This window comes from Brevibacterium sp. GP-SGM9 (genome assembly GCF_047300845.1).
Classification (GTDB): domain Bacteria; phylum Actinomycetota; class Actinomycetes; order Actinomycetales; family Brevibacteriaceae; genus Brevibacterium.
In genome coordinates this window covers 3,989,282-4,005,517 of sequence record NZ_CP178563.1, presented here as the reverse complement: position 1 = coordinate 4,005,517, position 16,236 = coordinate 3,989,282, and the positions used below count along the sequence as shown (strand labels likewise).

General features: G+C 59.7%; 13 protein-coding genes, 1 rRNA gene and 1 pseudogene. 8 read left to right on the top strand and 7 right to left on the bottom strand.

All coding sequences use genetic code 11. From position 1 onward, the window contains the following. Positions 1 to 532: 532 nt before the first annotated feature. A 16S ribosomal RNA gene (locus tag ACH82I_RS17925) occupies positions 533 to 2,058 on the bottom strand. Between the two features lie 500 nt (positions 2,059 to 2,558). Between ACH82I_RS17925 and ACH82I_RS17920 the strand changes: the two genes are divergently transcribed. Next, complete coding sequence (locus ACH82I_RS17920; protein ID WP_413334593.1) at positions 2,559 to 3,401, top strand: formate/nitrite transporter family protein; 843 nt, start codon at positions 2,559 to 2,561, stop codon at positions 3,399 to 3,401. A 178-nt stretch (positions 3,402 to 3,579) separates the two neighbouring features. Here the strand turns inward: ACH82I_RS17920 and ACH82I_RS17915 are convergent, their stop codons facing one another. Together ACH82I_RS17915 and ACH82I_RS17910 are read right to left on the bottom strand one after the other, a co-directional pair. Further along, on the bottom strand, positions 3,580 to 4,899 hold the full coding sequence (locus tag ACH82I_RS17915) for an MFS transporter (protein WP_413334591.1): 1,320 nt from the start codon (positions 4,897 to 4,899) through the stop codon (positions 3,580 to 3,582). A 33-nt stretch (positions 4,900 to 4,932) separates the two neighbouring features. Further along, positions 4,933 to 5,724, bottom strand: coding sequence for an IclR family transcriptional regulator (locus tag ACH82I_RS17910; RefSeq protein ID WP_413334589.1), 792 nt, complete (start codon positions 5,722 to 5,724; stop codon positions 4,933 to 4,935). An 80-nt stretch (positions 5,725 to 5,804) separates the two neighbouring features. Between ACH82I_RS17910 and ACH82I_RS17905 the strand changes: the two genes are divergently transcribed. Both ACH82I_RS17905 and ACH82I_RS17900 read left to right on the top strand, forming a co-directional pair. Next, positions 5,805 to 6,971, top strand: a complete 1,167-nt coding sequence (locus tag ACH82I_RS17905; protein ID WP_413334587.1) for a mandelate racemase/muconate lactonizing enzyme family protein — start codon at positions 5,805 to 5,807, stop codon at positions 6,969 to 6,971. A gap of 2 nt (positions 6,972 to 6,973) precedes the next feature. Then, entirely contained in the window at positions 6,974 to 7,858 is an 885-nt protein-coding gene (locus ACH82I_RS17900) for a dihydrodipicolinate synthase family protein (RefSeq protein ID WP_413334585.1), read from the top strand. 140 nt (positions 7,859 to 7,998) lie between these two features. Here ACH82I_RS17900 and ACH82I_RS17895 read toward each other — a convergent pair whose 3' ends face one another. Then, positions 7,999 to 8,400, bottom strand: a complete 402-nt coding sequence (locus ACH82I_RS17895) for a YccF domain-containing protein (protein ID WP_413334583.1) — start codon at positions 8,398 to 8,400, stop codon at positions 7,999 to 8,001. Positions 8,401 to 8,572: 172 nt separating this feature from the next. Further along, the gene (gene tyrS / locus ACH82I_RS17890) at positions 8,573 to 9,859 is read right to left on the bottom strand and encodes a tyrosine--tRNA ligase (RefSeq protein WP_413334581.1); all 1,287 of its coding nucleotides are present in this window, start codon (positions 9,857 to 9,859) and stop codon (positions 8,573 to 8,575) included. A gap of 189 nt (positions 9,860 to 10,048) precedes the next feature. Between tyrS and ACH82I_RS17885 the strand changes: the two genes are divergently transcribed. The 4 genes from ACH82I_RS17885 (at position 10,049) to ACH82I_RS17870 (ending at position 13,266) form a co-directional block, all read left to right on the top strand. Next, a complete protein-coding gene (locus tag ACH82I_RS17885; RefSeq protein ID WP_413334579.1) occupies positions 10,049 to 10,657 on the top strand; it encodes a hypothetical protein in 609 nt (202 codons plus the stop codon). After that, positions 10,654 to 11,388 carry an RES family NAD+ phosphorylase gene (locus tag ACH82I_RS17880; RefSeq protein WP_413334577.1) on the top strand — a complete coding sequence of 245 codons (735 nt, stop codon included), beginning with the start codon at positions 10,654 to 10,656 and terminating at the stop codon, positions 11,386 to 11,388. Before ACH82I_RS17885 ends, ACH82I_RS17880 begins: the two co-directional genes overlap by 4 nt. Before the next feature lie 250 nt (positions 11,389 to 11,638). Then, on the top strand, positions 11,639 to 12,034 hold the full coding sequence (locus ACH82I_RS17875) for a YciI family protein (protein WP_413334574.1): 396 nt from the start codon (positions 11,639 to 11,641) through the stop codon (positions 12,032 to 12,034). Continuing rightward, positions 12,031 to 13,266, top strand: coding sequence for an RNA polymerase sigma factor (locus ACH82I_RS17870; protein ID WP_413334572.1), 1,236 nt, complete (start codon positions 12,031 to 12,033; stop codon positions 13,264 to 13,266). The genes ACH82I_RS17875 and ACH82I_RS17870 overlap by 4 nt, the downstream gene beginning before the upstream one ends. A gap of 204 nt (positions 13,267 to 13,470) precedes the next feature. Here ACH82I_RS17870 and ACH82I_RS17865 read toward each other — a convergent pair whose 3' ends face one another. Both ACH82I_RS17865 and ACH82I_RS17860 read right to left on the bottom strand, forming a co-directional pair. Then, on the bottom strand, positions 13,471 to 14,850 hold the full coding sequence (locus ACH82I_RS17865; RefSeq protein ID WP_413334570.1) for an MFS transporter: 1,380 nt from the start codon (positions 14,848 to 14,850) through the stop codon (positions 13,471 to 13,473). 7 nt (positions 14,851 to 14,857) lie between these two features. Next, entirely contained in the window at positions 14,858 to 15,874 is a 1,017-nt protein-coding gene (locus ACH82I_RS17860) for an MBL fold metallo-hydrolase (RefSeq protein ID WP_413334568.1), read from the bottom strand. 129 nt (positions 15,875 to 16,003) lie between these two features. On the opposite strand from ACH82I_RS17860, the pseudogene ACH82I_RS17855 reads away from it, so the two are divergent. Continuing rightward, positions 16,004 to 16,189: pseudogene (locus tag ACH82I_RS17855) on the top strand (LysR family transcriptional regulator); the annotation flags it as partial. Between the last annotated feature and the right edge of the window lie 47 nt (positions 16,190 to 16,236).

Below are 16,236 nucleotides of genomic sequence, written 5' to 3'. Positions count from 1 at the left end.
ATCGGCTCCCCGAGGCTTATCGCAGATTTCCACGTCCTTCATCGGCTCCTGATGCCAAGGCATCCACCATGCGCTCTTATACACTCATCCCACCCCACAAGGGCTGGTTTCGTGTATGCGCGAAAATATTTTTCAATCACTCTAAGATGATCACAAGAAAATCACATTACATAAACAACCCCACACACTCCCCCAAAGAGGGACTGCTGCGGGCCTGTTGATGCTCGCGTCCACTATACGATTCTCAAACCACTACCAAACACCACCCCAACACCTGCCACAACACGTGGCAACTGCTGGTTCGGGTTGGTCCTGTTGGTTGAAACCACACCCACACACACAGTGTGCGGGAGCTTGTGATTCCAGGACCCAATAACGTGTCAGTTCATATTCGCCCACGCTCACCGCCACCCGAGGCACAAACCCCAGGCGACGCTGTGTGGACGAGCCAATTAGATGATGTTCCACCCTTGAGCTCTCATGACGACCACGTACGGGTCGTGGCATGAGGATCTTAATGTGTGCTCCTTAGAAAGGAGGTGATCCAGCCGCACCTTCCGGTACGGCTACCTTGTTACGACTTAGTCCCAATCACCAGTCCCACCTTAGACGGCCCCCTCCACAAGGGTTGGGCCACCGGCTTCGGGTGTTACCGACTTTCGTGACTTGACGGGCGGTGTGTACAAGGCCCGGGAACGTATTCACCGCAGCGTTGCTGATCTGCGATTACTAGCGACTCCGACTTCACGTAGTCGAATTGCAGACTACGATCCGAACTGAGACTGGCTTTAAGGGATTCGCTTACCCTCACGGGTTCGCCTCTCTCTGTACCAGCCATTGTAGCATGCGTGAAGCCCAAGACATAAAGGGCATGATGATTTGACGTCATCCCCACCTTCCTCCGAGTTGACCCCGGCAGTCTCCTATGAGTTCCCACCATCACGTGCTGGCAACATAGAACGAGGGTTGCGCTCGTTGCGGGACTTAACCCAACATCTCACGACACGAGCTGACGACAACCATGCACCACCTGTACACCAGCCCAAAAAGGGAAAGACTGTTTCCAGCCCGGTCCGGTGTATGTCAAGCCTTGGTAAGGTTCTTCGCGTTGCATCGAATTAATCCGCATGCTCCGCCGCTTGTGCGGGCCCCCGTCAATTCCTTTGAGTTTTAGCCTTGCGACCGTACTCCCCAGGCGGGGCACTTAATGCGTTAGCTACGGCGCGGAGAACGTGGAATGTCCCCCACACCTAGTGCCCAACGTTTACGGCATGGACTACCAGGGTATCTAATCCTGTTCGCTCCCCATGCTTTCGCTCCTCAGTGTCAGTTACAGCCCAGAGTCCCGCCTTCGCCACCGGTGTTCCTCCTGATATCTGCGCATTTCACCGCTACACCAGGAATTCCAGACTCCCCTACTGCACTCTAGTCAGCCCGTACCCACTGCCCGCGCAACGTTAAGCGTTGCGTTTCCACAGCAGACGTGACCAACCACCTACGAGCTCTTTACGCCCAATAATTCCGGACAACGCTCGTACCCTACGTATTACCGCGGCTGCTGGCACGTAGTTAGCCGGTACTTCTTCTGCAGGTACCGTCACTTTCGCTTCTTCCCTGCTGAAAGCGGTTTACAACCCGAAGGCCGTCATCCCGCACGCTGCGTCGCTGCATCAGGGTTTCCCCCATTGTGCAATATTCCCCACTGCTGCCTCCCGTAGGAGTCTGGGCCGTGTCTCAGTCCCAGTGTGGCCGGTCGCCCTCTCAGGCCGGCTACCCGTCGTCGCCTTGGTAGGCCATTACCCCACCAACAAGCTGATAGGCCGCGAGCCCATCCCCGATCGAAAAACTTTCCACCAGAGAACATGCGTCCTCTGGTCATATCCGGTATTAGACCCAGTTTCCCGGGCTTATCCCGAAATCGGGGGCAGGTTACTCACGTGTTACTCACCCGTTCGCCACTCATCCACCCACAGCAAGCTGTAGGCTTCAGCGTTCGACTTGCATGTGTTAAGCACGCAGCCAGCGTTCGTCCTGAGCCAGGATCAAACTCTCCATAAAAAACTTTATGTTACGTAAGAATCCCAGCAAGACAGCCAACCCCTCACGGGGTGAGAAGGTTGACCCAAAAAAAACACAACCAAACACCACAACGGCACCCACCCGGCGAAGGGTCGGCACCAAATGTTTGATCATGTGGTTGTCTTACCAGAAAATAATTATCTGGCATCACTAATTGTTCAAACAAACACGCTATTGGATTCTCAAACCACAAACACACACCCATCACCGAACCACACAAAAGAGCGGCACGTTCACTGGGGGTATCAGCTTCTTGTTGCCCTGCTGGAAGACCTGCCAAACATCTGAGTGTTTGTCCTGGTCACACCCTGTGGAGAACGTTTCGTTTCGATCCGTTATCGCCGGGGCAACGAGATATAACTCTAGACCAGTTCGGGATGTGCGTGCAACTCGAAACCGGACTCACGCCTGTGACAACGGTCACCAGCACACTGTCGGATCTGTACGCAGTGGTCATGGACGACTCCTAGACTGGGCCGATGACTCAGAGACAGCAACGCAGACGACTCGGCGGCAACGACTTCGATATGGAAGATGCCCTCGTCGATGAGGCCGCCACCACCGTGACCGAGGGAGCCAAACGGCTCAACCGCAAGTGGCCGGAACTCATCATCACCGGCTTCTTCGGTGGCGTTGACATCGGGTTGGGCATTCTTGCGATGATCCTCGTCAAACAGGCCACGGATTCCGACATCCTCGCCGGCATGGCATTCGGCATCGGACTTCTCGCGCTCAAGCTCGCGCATTCGGAGCTCTTCACCGAAGAGTTCCTCCTGCCGATCAACGCTGTCATCGCCGGGCAGGCCAGCTGGCTGCAGGTGGTCCGTCTGTGGGTGGTCACCTTGGTCACCAACCTTTTGGGCGGTCTGGCCTTCGGCTGGCTGATCGTGCTCGGCCTTCCCGACTACCATTCGACTCTGGCCGATATGGCGATCGGCTACACCGACCAGTCCTCACCGATCGTCATGATCGCCCTTGCGCTGCTAGCCGGGGCCACCATCACCCTGGCGACCCGGATGCAGCAGGGAACCACGAACGACGTCGTCAAGGCTATCGTGTGCATGAGCACCGGCCTGCTGGTCATCGGGGCCGGGATGCTTCACGGTGCGATCAACGCGATCGTCATCTTCGCTGCCATGCTGGCGGGTGCCGACATTTCGATTCCAGAATTTCTGCAGTGGTTCTGGATCGTCATCGTCTTCAACATCCTCGGCGGCCTCATCGTCATCACCTTGCCCCGGGTGATTCGTACGCACCGCGTGCTTTCTGCAGTGAGGCGAGGAGAGATCTCACTCGAAGAGCTCCAAGAGCAGATCGCGTAGAGCCCAGCATCATCATCTCTCTGCCGCGACTGCGCCTCGGGCCCCGCGGTAGCCGGGCGTCAGCTGGTTGTTGAGCGTCAGGCTCGGACTCGCTATGCGGCCAGGGGCGAACATGCCATTGGCGCAATGCAAACCAGTAACCGACCAGAGCTGAAGAACGGCGCCGCTTCGCCCACCACTAGTTCTCGGGTGGGACAGTTGCTTTCGGGCCCGCAGTCTCCCTGACGAAGCGGATGAGTGTAACGAAGGTGACGGCCGCGGCCAGCATGAGATAGAAGCTCGGGGCTTGCTTGTAACCGGTGGTCACTGTCAGCCAAGCGGCAATATACGGCGCCGTTCCCCCGAGGAGGCTGACGGCAACGTTGTATGGAATCGCCATCGCTCCAGTGCGGATTCGAGCGGGGAACATCTCCGCCATGATTGCGTTGATCGCACCATCATAGGCGGCCACCGGCAAAGCGAGAAGCACCATCGCTGCGATCGCCAATGGCGCATTCTCCAGTGTCATCAGCGTGATTGCCGGCCAAGCCAAAACGAAGAGTCCGACTGCTCCAGCCCCGAGCACTGGCTTTCGACCGATCTTGTCGGAAATGATGCCAGAGATCGGAATAAGCACCATCACGACAGCCATGGCGATCGTGGAAGCAAGGAAAGACTCCGTCATAGTGAACCCCAACGTGTCTTCCATATAACTGACCATGAAAGTCTGGAGGGTCCAATGGGCCACCCCCTTGAGCACCACAAGCCCCGCCAAGACCAGCATCGCGACGCGAGCCTTCTGGAAGGTCTCGCGGAGCGGGGACACCGAGAGTTCCTCATTTGACTGCATCTGCCGGAATACCGGACTGTCGTCCAACTGTGATCGTAAGTAGAGCGCAATCAAACCGAGCGGAAGCGCCACTAAGAATGGAACTCGCCAAGCCCATTCACTGACAGCTTCATCACCGAGGCCCAAAGTCAGCCCGAGCGCAAGTCCTGCAGAAGCAACGAATGCGAGAAACCCTGTAGCCGCACTGAGACTCGTGTAGAACCCCCGCTTCTCGCGTGGCGCGTATTCGTAAAGTAGTCCGACAGCGCTCGAGGTCTCACCTCCAGCACCGAAACCCTGCAGCAGACGAATGAGAACCAAGAGAAGTGGTGCAAGAACACCAATCGTCTCGTAACTAGGGAGTATTCCGATCGCAGCTGTAGACAGCGAGGTCAAAGCTACCGTGATGACCAGTACACGGTTGCGTCCGATCCGATCCGCCATGGGACCGAAAACAAGACCACCGACGGGCCGAATGACAAAGCCGACGGCAAAGACCGCGAAGGTCGATAGCAGTGCAGACACTGGGTCTGTTGAATCGAAGAGGTGTTTCGACAGACTCGCCGACATCGTGCCGTATACGCCGATATCGAACCACTCGACAAAGTTTCCAACCGTGGCTGCCATAACCACGCGGCGGGCCGGTGTCTGCTCGGATCTATTTGATGTAACGGTGTTCTGCATTCTCATTTCACTCCATTGTGATGGGGGGACTTACGGTGTTCAGCGATGTTGCGGCTGCGGACTGAGATAACCCGAGGCAACGCTGATCGTGTCTGCAGCTTCAATGATGATTCGCGCCAGTTCAGTCTCCCTCTCAGTAAGGTTGATTGCCGACAAGGCTCCCGAAAGGGAGATGGCTGCCACGACTTGTCCAGTGAAGTCCCGAATCGGCGCTGCAATGCACGCCCTGCCGAGCGCAAGTTCATTGATCTCGGTACAGTAGCCCCGCTCAGAAGACCGCTGAAGCTCGACCTCGAGATCGGAGTGGCTGACGATCGTACTGGTCGTGTAGGCAGGTAGATCATCAGATCCAAGAAGTGCCTCGCGCTCGCTGGCGGAGAGATCAAGCATCAGCGCCTTGCCCATACCTGTCGCGTGCAAAGGATTTGTCTGACCGAGGAGGGTGTATGACTTCGGGGCCATTGGCCCTTCGACATTCTGCAAATAGCGAAGAACGGTTCCCTGACGCACGGCAACGTTCGCGCCCAAGCCGAGTTCCCACGCCAGCCGCTGAGTCACCGCTCGCGAATTGCGATAGATCGGCTCATTGTTCAACGCCACCCCGCCCAACGAGATGATCTGCTGACCAAGTTCGTAACGCTGAGATTTGGAATCCTTACGTAGGAACCCCGATTCCTCGAGGGTAGCCAGCAAACGCGAGGCGGTCGACACTCCGAGGCCAAGGCCTGAGGCGACGTCTGAGACTCGCAGTGACGGGCTATTGCTGGTGAACAAGGTGAGGGCCGAGAGGGCTCTATCGACGCTCTGGTTGGTTGATCGTTCGGCATTCATAAAGCAATTGTGGAACCTGTTTGCATATTATGCAAGTTCACTGCAGTATTGAAGCATGACTTCCACAGAAAGCATCGATAATGCGTATTGAGCACATCGAGACCTACGTCCTCAAGCTTCCTTCACCGCGGGCTTATCTCGGCGTCCACGATGACGGATGGGATCCGCGTGGCTCGGCGGAGTACACGGTGAGACCGCCTTGGCGCAGCCTTTATTCCGGCAGATTTGAAACCACGCTGGTCTCGGTTCACACCGACGATGGCATTGTTGGTTGGGGCGAGGCATTAGCCCCTGTAGCGCCAGAGGTGCCAGCCGCCATCATCGACAGGCTTCTCGCGCCGCAGCTCATCGGCCAAGATCCCACTGCCGTGAGACCGCTATGGGAGAAGTTGCGTGGTCTGATGCGTGAACGTGGACACCTCGTCGGGCATCAAGCGGATGCACTGGCTGCGCTCGATACTGCTCTGTGGGATATTGCGGGCCAGGCGCTCGGACGTTCAGTCAGCGATTTGCTCGGGGGCCGGCACCGCGACACCGTCCCTGCCTATATCTCAGGGCTACCGGTTCCCACCGATCACGAGCGGGCGCAGCTGGCAGAGCAGTGGGTCGATCGCGGTGCCACACGAATCAAGCTTGCTCTGGGTAAAGGCGTGGATGGGGACCTTGCCACCTTCGACGCTGTAGCCGAGGCCGCTCCAACGGTCGGATTGGCAATCGATGCGCACTGGGCCTATTCGCTCCCAGATGCCCTTCGGCTAGGTGCAGAACTAGATGCCCGCGGCGCGCTCTTTCTGGAGGCGCCACTCGTGCCGGAAGATATAGACGGCCACGCCGAATTGGGGCGTCGAGTAAGAACCCCGATCGCAGTCGGCGAAGCCATGCGCAATCGATACGAGTTCTCCGAATGGGCAGTGCGACGTTCGCTGGGCCTCGCACAGCCAGACGTTGCACGAACCGGAATCACAGAAGCCATCGACATCGCGACCGTTTTAAGCGCTCACCATATTCCGACAGCGTGCCATCATTCGGTTGGACTCGGAGTCGCGTTGGCTGCCGGAATCCATGTCAGCGCCGCACTGCCTCACAGCCCGTTCTTTGAGTACCAGCCAGACACCGTAGGCGTCGCGCAGTCTCTCTTACGCACACCCATGGCAATCGGACCCGCCGGCTTTCAAGTGCCGACAGGCCCCGGCCTGGGAATCGACATCGATATTGACACAGTTCGCCATCTTGCTGAGGAGGCATAAACATGAAGCTTCACGGTCTGCTTCCAATTCTCGCCACCCCCTTCTCTCCCAACGAAGAGGTGGATCTCGATTCGCTTCGTCGCCTTATCGACTTCCAAGTCACATCGGGAGCTGATGGGTTCGCCGTTTTCGGAATGGCCAGCGAGGGCTTCGCACTGACGACCCAAGAGCGCGAGAGCATTCTCCGCACCGCTCGCAAGGAGGTCGGCGATGGCTTCACTATCATCGCTGGCATCAACGCGACAAGCACGACAACCGCCATCGAAGCTGGGCTCCAAGCACGCGAATGGGGAGCGGACGCGCTCATGGTGCTCCCCCCATATCTCGCAAAGCCCGCCGAGGATCAGCTTGTCGAGTTCTTTGTCGACGTCGCGCAGAACACTGAGACCCCGATCATGGTGCAGGACGCGCCGGGACCATCTTCGGTGACGATTCCAACCGATCGAATCGCAGAGATGTCTGAATGCTCGGGGATATTCGCGGTCAAGGTTGAGGCCCCGCCGACGGCGGAGAAGGTCAAGGCTGTCGTCTCCAAAGTCGCTCAGGACTTCCCTGTGCTCGGTGGGCTCAACGCAAGAGAGCTCATCTCAGAATTCCGAAACGGTGCCTGCGGAACCATGCCAGCCTGTGAAATCACTGACCTATTCAGACCAATCGTATCGGCGTTGCTCGGCGCTGATACCACCGTCAATGTGGACGAAGAGGTCCGCCGGATTCAACCCCTCCTTGATATCGGAGTCACACCAGGCGAAGCGTGGGCGATTCACAAGCAGGTCCTCGTGAGGAGAGGTCTCATCTACCACGACACTGTTCGATTCCCTGCACGTAAGCTTTCCGCCTCGACACTTGCTCGGCTCGATTCGGCATTGTCCGGGCTTGGCTTGTAAGAATCGCCCTGGGCCGGCAGACGGATCAATCCCAAGTGCGTCGATCAACGCCCTAGCCGAATTCGACGACCAGATTCTCGCAGACCAGGAACCGCAATCCCATTGTCTCACCCAGCACCATCGTGCCGACCGATCGTTTGTCAGGCCCCGCGGTAGCCGGGCATCAGCTGGTTGCTGTCGACGATCGTCTTGCCCAGGGGCATGAGGGAGACCGGGATCAGTTTGATGTTCGCCCAGCCCAAGGGGATCCCGATGATGGAGACGAAGAGCGGGATCGAGGTGACCACGTGTCCGACGGCCAGCCAGATGCCGGCGACGATCACCCAAATGATGTTGCCCAGGGTCGTGGCGACTCCTGCAGGTCTGGCCTCGATGACCTCCCGGCCGAAGGGCCAGAGTGCATAGTTGCCGATCCGGAAGGAGGCGATGCCCCACGGAATGGTGACGATGAGGATGCAGCAGATGATGCCGGCCAAGTAGTAGCCGAGTGCGAGCCACAGGCCGCTGAAGATGAACCAGATGATGTTGAGCAGTGTTCGCATAGTCTCCTCGTTTCGACAGGTCTTTGGATTCAGTCTGTGCCATCATGGTCGCCCGCGCCATGAAGTTAGCCGAATATTTCTCGACGGCCATCCGCCAGATACAAGCGACACCCTTGTCATCCGCGATGACAAGGGTGTCGCTTGTAGGACTGACGCCGTGAATGGGCCTGACTCAGCCGACGATGTCGACGGCTCCCAGGGTCTTCTTGCCCCGGCGCAGGAGGATCACTCCCCCGGCTTCGGTGGGGAGCACCTCGGCGGGGGTGATGGTCTGATCCTCAGCACCGACCTTGACGTTGTTGACGTACGCTCCGCCGTCCTTGATTGCACGGCGAGCCTCGCCCTTGGACTTGACGATGCCCGAGGTCACGAAGGCATCGGCCACGAGCAGGCCGTCGGAGAGCTGGGCGGCGCTGATCTCTCCACGCGGCAGCTCAGACGTCGCCGCACCCAGGGTGGAGGCGTCGAGCGCTGCCAGCTCTCCCCCGCCGAACAGGGCGGAGGCCGCAGCGATGGCCTGCTCGTAGGCGTCGCGTCCGTGGACGAGGGTGGTGACATCCTCGGCGAGGGCTTTCTGGGCGATGCGGGTGTGCGGGGCCGCGGTGAACTCGGCCTCGATCGCGTCGATCTCCTCGAGCGAGCGCAGCGAGAAGACCTTGAGGTACTTGACCACGTCGCGGTCATCGGCGTTGAGCCAGAACTGACTGAAGGCGTACGGACTGGTCATCGACGAGTCGAGCCAGACCGTGCCGGACTCGGTCTTGCCGAACTTCGTGCCATCGGCCTTCGTGATCAGCGGTGTGGCCAGGGCGTGAACGCTGTGCTGTTCGACGCGGCGGATGAGGTCGACGCCCGAGGTGAGGTTGCCCCACTGGTCGGAGCCTCCGGTCTGCAGGGAGCAGCCGTAGCGGCGATGCAGCTCGAGGTAGTCGTTGCCCTGGAGCACCTGGTAGGAGAACTCGGTGAAGGAGATTCCGGCCTCGCTGCCCAGGCGGGCGGACACGGACTCCTTGGCGAGCATCCGGTTGACCGGGAAGTGCTTGCCGACGTCGCGGAGGAAGTCGATGGCCGACATCTGCGAAGTCCAGTCGAGGTTGTTGACGATCTGCGCGGCGTAGGGGCCGTCGAAGTCGAGGAACTTCTCGACCTGGGTGCGGATCTTGTTCACCCATTCCTCGACGACCTCGCGAGGGTTGAGCGTCCGCTCCCCCGACATCCGCGGGTCACCGATGAGACCGGTCGCTCCGCCGACGAGGGCCAGCGGGTTGTGCCCGGCCTGCTGGAGGCGGGCGGCGGTGAGCAGCTGGACGAGGTTGCCCATGTGCAGGCTCGGCGCGGTGGGATCGAAACCGACGTAATAGGTCAGCGACTCCTCGGCCAGGGCTTTCTGCAGGGCAGCCTCGTCGGTCGAAACCGCTACGAGGCCGCGGGCCTTGAGTTCACTGAAGATGTCGGTCACTTCGGTCCTTTCGAATCTGTGTGGTGCGTCGGTGCGGCACCGACGGGGTCAATTCTACGGGATGCGCGGAAGCGGTAGGCCCATGACCCGGAACATCTGAAAATATCCGGGATCCACTACGCGCAACAAGTGCAACACTGGATTATCTGGTGTTGCAGTCGTTACAATTGGAATGCCAAGGAGGTTGCCATGACCGCACAAGCGCACGAGCCGACATCGTCACCAGAGTTGGAGTTGCACGGCTTGACTCAAGCACAGGCGCAGGAAGCTATCAACGCTTACGCCAAGCACACCAAGCTCCGCATTGAAACGCGCACACAGTTGCGCGACACGGTGGACCACGCATATATCGACGATATCCCGCTGATTTCAGAGGCAACTCAGAAGCAGGCCAAGCGAACCGCCAAGGCACGCGTCCGCCTGATCCAGGATGAAGGCGTTGCGAGCTACAAGGACCTCGCCGGTATGCGCGGAACCAGCGAGGGAGGCGCACGATCCTGGGTCAATCGCCTCCGCCGGGACAATCTGATATTCAGCGTCGACGCCACCGGCCGATCCCTTGTCCCTCTAGTTCAATTGTCTCCCGATGGGCAGCTCGATCGGCTCATCAGTGAGCATCTGGTCAAACCACTCCTGTCGGCCGGGATGGAACCCTGGTCTCTGTGGTCGTGGCTCACCAGTCCCGCTGGACTCCTCAGCGGCGAAATTCCCGCCGAGGCGGTACACACTGATCTGGAACGAGTGCGCCGCGCCGTCGAGCGTCGTGCAGCCGACTTGGCTTTCCCCGCTGGCGCATGAGTGCGAGAATCGGCCCCGAAGACCTCGACTGTCCCGCTCCCGCCAAGTGCCCTGTTGCCAAAGAACTCTTAGTCGAGAGCGCCCTCTCCGGAGTGCTGCCGACGCACACGGTCACGGTGGGCACCACCTGGCACCGGGTATACAGCTCGAGATTCGGGCATACAGAACCCAATCCCGGATATGGTGATGCGCGCTTCTCCCCGTTCGACGCCGCCGCCTCAGACTCTCGAGTGCCTACCTTCTATTTGGCGGAGACACCGCATGCAGCTCTCCTTGAAACAGTATTGCGCGATGTCGGCGATTGGGACGTCCGTGAGGTGTCAGAAGACCAGTTCTACGGCCAGCTCCATTGCGAACTTGTCACGACCGAGGCCATTCGAGTTGCGGACCTGCGCGACCCACAGCTGAAGACGCTGGGAATCGCCCGATCGGCAATCGCATCGTCTCAACAAGAGCATTACCCTTGCACGCGGACAGTGGCGAAAGCGATCCACACATCAGCACAGAACCTCGCCGGAATCGTATGGAACTCACGCCAGGGAGAGATGACCGGGTTTCCCAACGCCGAGGCCATGGTTCTGTTCGCCGATCGACTGACCCACGGTCGTGATGCTTTGACCCTTTCTCAGAAACTGACTGCGGCCGGCGCCATTGGTGAAGGCGCCGGTCGAGTCGAATTGGACCAGTTGCTCGAAGAGCTCTCTATCGCTGTGATCTCGCCGCTGAATTGAGCCCGCAGCTTTGAGGGGCAATCTTCACACGCTCCGCGTGTAGCTGTACCTACGCACCCGAGAGCTCATAGGCCACGCGGAAGCGCACATCGTTGCGAGCCACTCAGCGGTGTCGGCAGCAGGAGCGATTCTGCGCGGGGCCGATAGGAAATACTTCGTGAAAAACTCCCGAGCGATGTCGAAATCGGCTGCCCGGCTCCGATGTCACACTGGAAGGGCCGAGAGGCGGTCCTCGACGAAAGGCAGAACAATGAAGTACGTCATTCTCATTCACTCGAACCCGCAACCTTGGGGCCATCCCACCGGCGACTATGTGGCCGAAGTCCAAGAACTGCCCAAGGAGCAGAAGGACAAGATGGACTCCGACTTCGAGTCGCTGCTCGGGGAGCTTCAAGAGAACGGCGAGCTGTTGGGCGGAGAAGCTCTCGGCGACCCCGCAACCTCCAAGCTCTACCGCTGGAGCGCCGGCGAACCGACCTCAAGCGATGGCCCGTACGCGGAGACGAAGGAGCACCTCGCGGGGTTCTTCTCGATTGATGTCGAGTCACGGGAACGGGCCGAGGCGATCGCCGCTCAATTCTCCGGCCCGGGAGAGACAGTGGAACTGCGGCCGGTCATGGTGTTCGGAGATGACGGCAACGCATGACCGATCCCACCAGCGAGGACGTGTGGCGGCGAGAGACGCCGCACGTCCTCGCTGCCTTGGTGCGGCGATTCGGTGACTTCGCCTCCTGCGAAGATGCCGTGCAGGAGGCGCTGCTCGATGCCTCTCAGCAATGGCCGGTGGGTGGAATCCCCGACAGGCCGCGAGGTTGGCTGCTGCGGGTGGCGTCACGCCGCCTCATTGACTCATGGCGGCAGGGCGGGTCCCGGCGTGAACGTGAACATCGCTTCTACGAGGAAAGCACCCGATCCGGTGTGCCCGACGTTCCCGGCTCGGAGTTCGAAAACCAGGATGCCTCCTTGGAGATCCTCGCTCTGTGCTGCCATCCGGCTCTCACCACCGAATCGCAGGTGACCTTGGCTCTGCGGGCGGTTTTGGGTCTGAGCACGAAGCAGATCGCCGCTGTCTTCCTCATCCCCGACGCCACCGCCGGGCAGAGGATCGGCCGGGCGAAGGCGACGATCGAGGAACACCGCCGACGCTTTCCCGCCCCACTATCGATGGCCGACAGGCTGCCCGCCATCCTGCACGCGCTCTACCTCATGTTCACGACCGGGCACAGTCTTCCCCATGGCGACGACGTGTCCGACAGCGCGATCTCAAGCGAAGCTGTGCGCCTTGCGCGTCTGCTCCATGACGAGCTTCCGGCGGAAGGCGAGGTTGCAGGCCTGCTCGCGCTCCTGCTGCTCAGCAATGCGCGCCGCCCTGCGAGGACTTCGTCCGGTGGCAACCTGGTGCGGCTCAAGGACCAGGACCGCGGGCTGTGGGACCACGCGGCGATCGCCCAGGGCGTCAAACTGCTTGAGCGGGCCCTGCCGGTCGGTCCGGTCGGCGCTTATCAGCTGCAGGCTGCAATAGCGGCAGTCCACGCCGAGGCGGACACGTGGGAGGAGACCGACTGGCCGCAGATCGCCGAACTCTATTCCATGCTCTCGCGGGTATCGCCCTCACCGACAGTGACGATGAACTACGCCGTGGCTCTCAACGAGGTCGACGGCCCGGAAATCGCTCTGCGCATGCTCGAGCCGCTCCTCGACGACCAGCGCATGAGCCGAAGCCACCGGCTGCACGCGGCCCGAGCCCCGATGCTCGAGAGACTCGGCGACCGTGAAAAGGCGCTGGAGGCCTACCGAACCGCGAGCAGGTTGTGCGCCAACATCCCTGAGCAGCGCTATCTCAACGCTCAGATCGTGCGGCTGTTGGAAAGGGCCTAACCCGGCGACGACTGAGTTGACGTTCACACTGGCGGACTCAATTGACACGATTCGGCTTTCACTTCGCACGGACGAACACCATAAGATCCCTTGCCGCGGCTCAGGCATCAAACTGCTCGGGCAACCCGAGTCACCCGGTCCCTTCATATCCACGTCTGGCTTGAGGCTTGTCCGCTCGAGATCGGCCAACCTTGTAGCAACGTCTCACTCGTGCGCGGCCACATGAGGCTGGGCCGCCGCGCGCCTCTGCTGAGGCTTATGCGACGGGTGCTGATGCTCTTCGACATATGGCCGACCAATCGCGACGAACACAACACCGACGAGGGCTACGAGCGCCCAGACTCCACCAATAAGGTATGGCCCAGCGCCGGGAACGAGAATGAGCGCAGAGGCGATCATCGGCGACAGGCCCGCGCCCAGTGCGGCCGCGAGTTGATATCCGACCGAAGCACCCGTGTATCTCACGACCGGAGGGAAGAGCTCCGAAACGTAGGCTGCGATCGGTCCATAACAAAGGCCCTGCACAATTCCGTTTCCCAGGATGATCGCAATGGCGTATTGGTGGAGTTCTCCGCTGACGATGAGAAGGACGATCGGTACTGCAAGAACGACAGCCACGACGTGGGCGCCGATCAACGTTCGCTTGCGACCTATGCGATCGCTGAGGCGGGCAACGACAAACGTCACGAGGAGCGTAGTCAGGGCCCCAACAGCTTTCCAGTTGAGAACCTCAGATTTGTCTTCTCCCGCGGCCACAGCGACTGACACACCCCACACGGTTGTCAGCCCCTGGGACACATAGATCGTCATCGTGGCGAACAGAGCGATGATGACCTGACGCTTGTATCGCTTGAAGACAGTCACCAGTGGCACCTTCTTCTCCTCACTCTCCTGCTCAAGCTGCCTGAACGCCGGAGTTTCGCTGACCTTGAGACGAATGATGAGGCCGACGACGATGAGAACCGCCGAGAGCAGGAATGGCACTCGCCAGCCCCAAGTCCCGAAGTTCTCACCCGTCAGTGTGGCTGTGAGCGAGAGGACGAGGGTGGCGAGGATGGCTCCCGCAGGGCCACCCGCATTCGCGAAGGCTGCGGCCAAGCCGCGCCGCGACTTCGGCGCATGCTCAAGTGCCATGAGCGCCGCACCTCCCCACTCTCCTCCGACGGCGATGCCCTGAATGATTCGCAAAGTGAAGAGAGAGGCTGGTGCGATGATTCCGATGGTGGCGGTCGGCGGCATGAGTCCGATGACAACGGTCACGGTGCCCATCATCACCATAGAGACGATGAGCGCCTTCTTACGTCCGACGCGGTCCCCGAAATGCCCGAAGATGATTCCGCCCAGAGGACGCGCCAGATAGCCCGCGGCCAAGGTGCTGAATGAAGCGAACAGCGACAATCCGGGCCCGAGGCCTGCGAAGAACAGGTTGGCGAACACAATGGACGATGCGGTTGCGTAGAGGATGAAATCGTAGAACTCGATTGCAGAGCCGACGAAGCTCGAGGTGAGTATTCGTCGCATCTCGGGCGTCTTCAGGGAGGTTTGGAGTCCGTCCTTGTCGACAACGTCTTTGTTGTCTGTCATATCTTCTTCAGCTCCTTGCTGTGGCTGCTACGCGATTGATGGTCAAAGTGTCGAGATCTTCCGGCACCAGAAAGGTCCCGCCGAACAGATCTTCACCTCGTCTCCATACGGACTCATCTGCGGATCCCGGCACAAGATGATGCAGCGCCAAGGTCCTTGCTCGGGAATCGGTGGCGATGCGTATGGCGCCTTCGACCGAGGTATGTGATTTGTAGTGGTGGTCCCGTGATGCTCGTCCTTCCTCATCGGTGCGATGTTCGTACATGGCTCCAACCCAATCGAAGTCGATGGCCTCGTGCAGCAGCAGATCCGTATCTTGAGCGAGTCGGACGAGGTTGGGCGTCTCGCAGGTGTCGCCCGAGATGGTCACCGATCCGTACTCACTGGTGATGCGGAAGGCGAAGGCCGGCGCGACGGGAGGGTGCTCAACGAGAATCGCTGTCACGGTGATGAGATCGTCTTCGAAGATGACGAAGGGGTCCATATCAGGCGTGGGTGCGCCGTTCGGGTGATAGCCGATGCCGACCGGGATCTCGATGTCGCGCGGGTCGAACAGCACCTCCGGTGAAGGCCGGAGTGAATCCAGGACACGATCGTTGATGTCCGTGGCAAAGGCGGACACGATGTTGTCGAACATCCCCGTGATCCCGGGTGTTGGGTTCTGCGGGGCGACCGGCTTGGGTGCGACTACCGCACGTTCGGACACAGGAGGCAACGCCCCACGGTCACCGGGTCCGACGATGGGGACTGGGGAATCCGCGCGGTGCTGCAGTTCGTGCATACCGAAGACGATTAGCGATGGAACATCGATGGTGTGGTCGGAATGAAGGTGCGTTATGAAGACTCCGCCGAGGTCGCCAAGTTCAAGTCCAGCCTGACGGATGCGCCGCCCGACACCATGTCCGGCATCAACGAGATAGAACCGGTCCTCGACAACGACTGCCGTCGAGATTCCCGCCCGATCCTTTGCATCGCCTTTCCACCATCGGGGACCACCGGCAGTGCCCAGGGTGACAACCTTCATTGGAGAGTCATTCGTGTGGAGCATATGGAGCGTACCTTCGCGTTGCTGAAATCTTGACAATCGTCAGTCTTCCCCGCGATGATCAAAAAGAAAAGCAAATTAATACTGCATTGAATATAGGTTTAACCAATGAGTGACATCACCTTGCGCCAGCTCGAATACTTCCTCGCAATCATCGAGCGGGGTTCAGTCAGCGGGGCCGCCACTGACTGCAACGTTTCGCAGGCCACAGTCTCGGCCGCACTCGCTCAATTGGAGAAACAGCTACAGACCACATTGGTCGCGCGGGGACCAGCCAGGCGTGCCCGCCCGACCAGTGCGGGCAGGGAATTCGGTACTCACGCCAAGTCGATCTTGTCGAA

Excerpts from the sequence above, each read along its gene's own strand:
- ACH82I_RS17920 (WP_413334593.1), top strand. The coding sequence starts at position 2,559 with ATGACTCAGAGACAGCAACGCAGACGACTCGGCGGCAACGACTTCGAT.
- ACH82I_RS17915 (WP_413334591.1), bottom strand. The coding sequence starts at position 4,899 with ATGAGAATGCAGAACACCGTTACATCAAATAGATCCGAGCAGACACCG.
- ACH82I_RS17910 (WP_413334589.1), bottom strand. The coding sequence starts at position 5,724 with ATGAATGCCGAACGATCAACCAACCAGAGCGTCGATAGAGCCCTCTCG.
- ACH82I_RS17905 (WP_413334587.1), top strand. The coding sequence starts at position 5,805 with ATGCGTATTGAGCACATCGAGACCTACGTCCTCAAGCTTCCTTCACCG.
- ACH82I_RS17900 (WP_413334585.1), top strand. The coding sequence starts at position 6,974 with ATGAAGCTTCACGGTCTGCTTCCAATTCTCGCCACCCCCTTCTCTCCC.
- ACH82I_RS17895 (WP_413334583.1), bottom strand. The coding sequence starts at position 8,400 with ATGCGAACACTGCTCAACATCATCTGGTTCATCTTCAGCGGCCTGTGG.
- ACH82I_RS17885 (WP_413334579.1), top strand. The coding sequence starts at position 10,049 with ATGACCGCACAAGCGCACGAGCCGACATCGTCACCAGAGTTGGAGTTG.
- ACH82I_RS17880 (WP_413334577.1), top strand. The coding sequence starts at position 10,654 with ATGAGTGCGAGAATCGGCCCCGAAGACCTCGACTGTCCCGCTCCCGCC.
- ACH82I_RS17875 (WP_413334574.1), top strand. The coding sequence starts at position 11,639 with ATGAAGTACGTCATTCTCATTCACTCGAACCCGCAACCTTGGGGCCAT.
- ACH82I_RS17870 (WP_413334572.1), top strand. The coding sequence starts at position 12,031 with ATGACCGATCCCACCAGCGAGGACGTGTGGCGGCGAGAGACGCCGCAC.
- ACH82I_RS17865 (WP_413334570.1), bottom strand. The coding sequence starts at position 14,850 with ATGACAGACAACAAAGACGTTGTCGACAAGGACGGACTCCAAACCTCC.
- ACH82I_RS17860 (WP_413334568.1), bottom strand. The coding sequence starts at position 15,874 with ATGAAGGTTGTCACCCTGGGCACTGCCGGTGGTCCCCGATGGTGGAAA.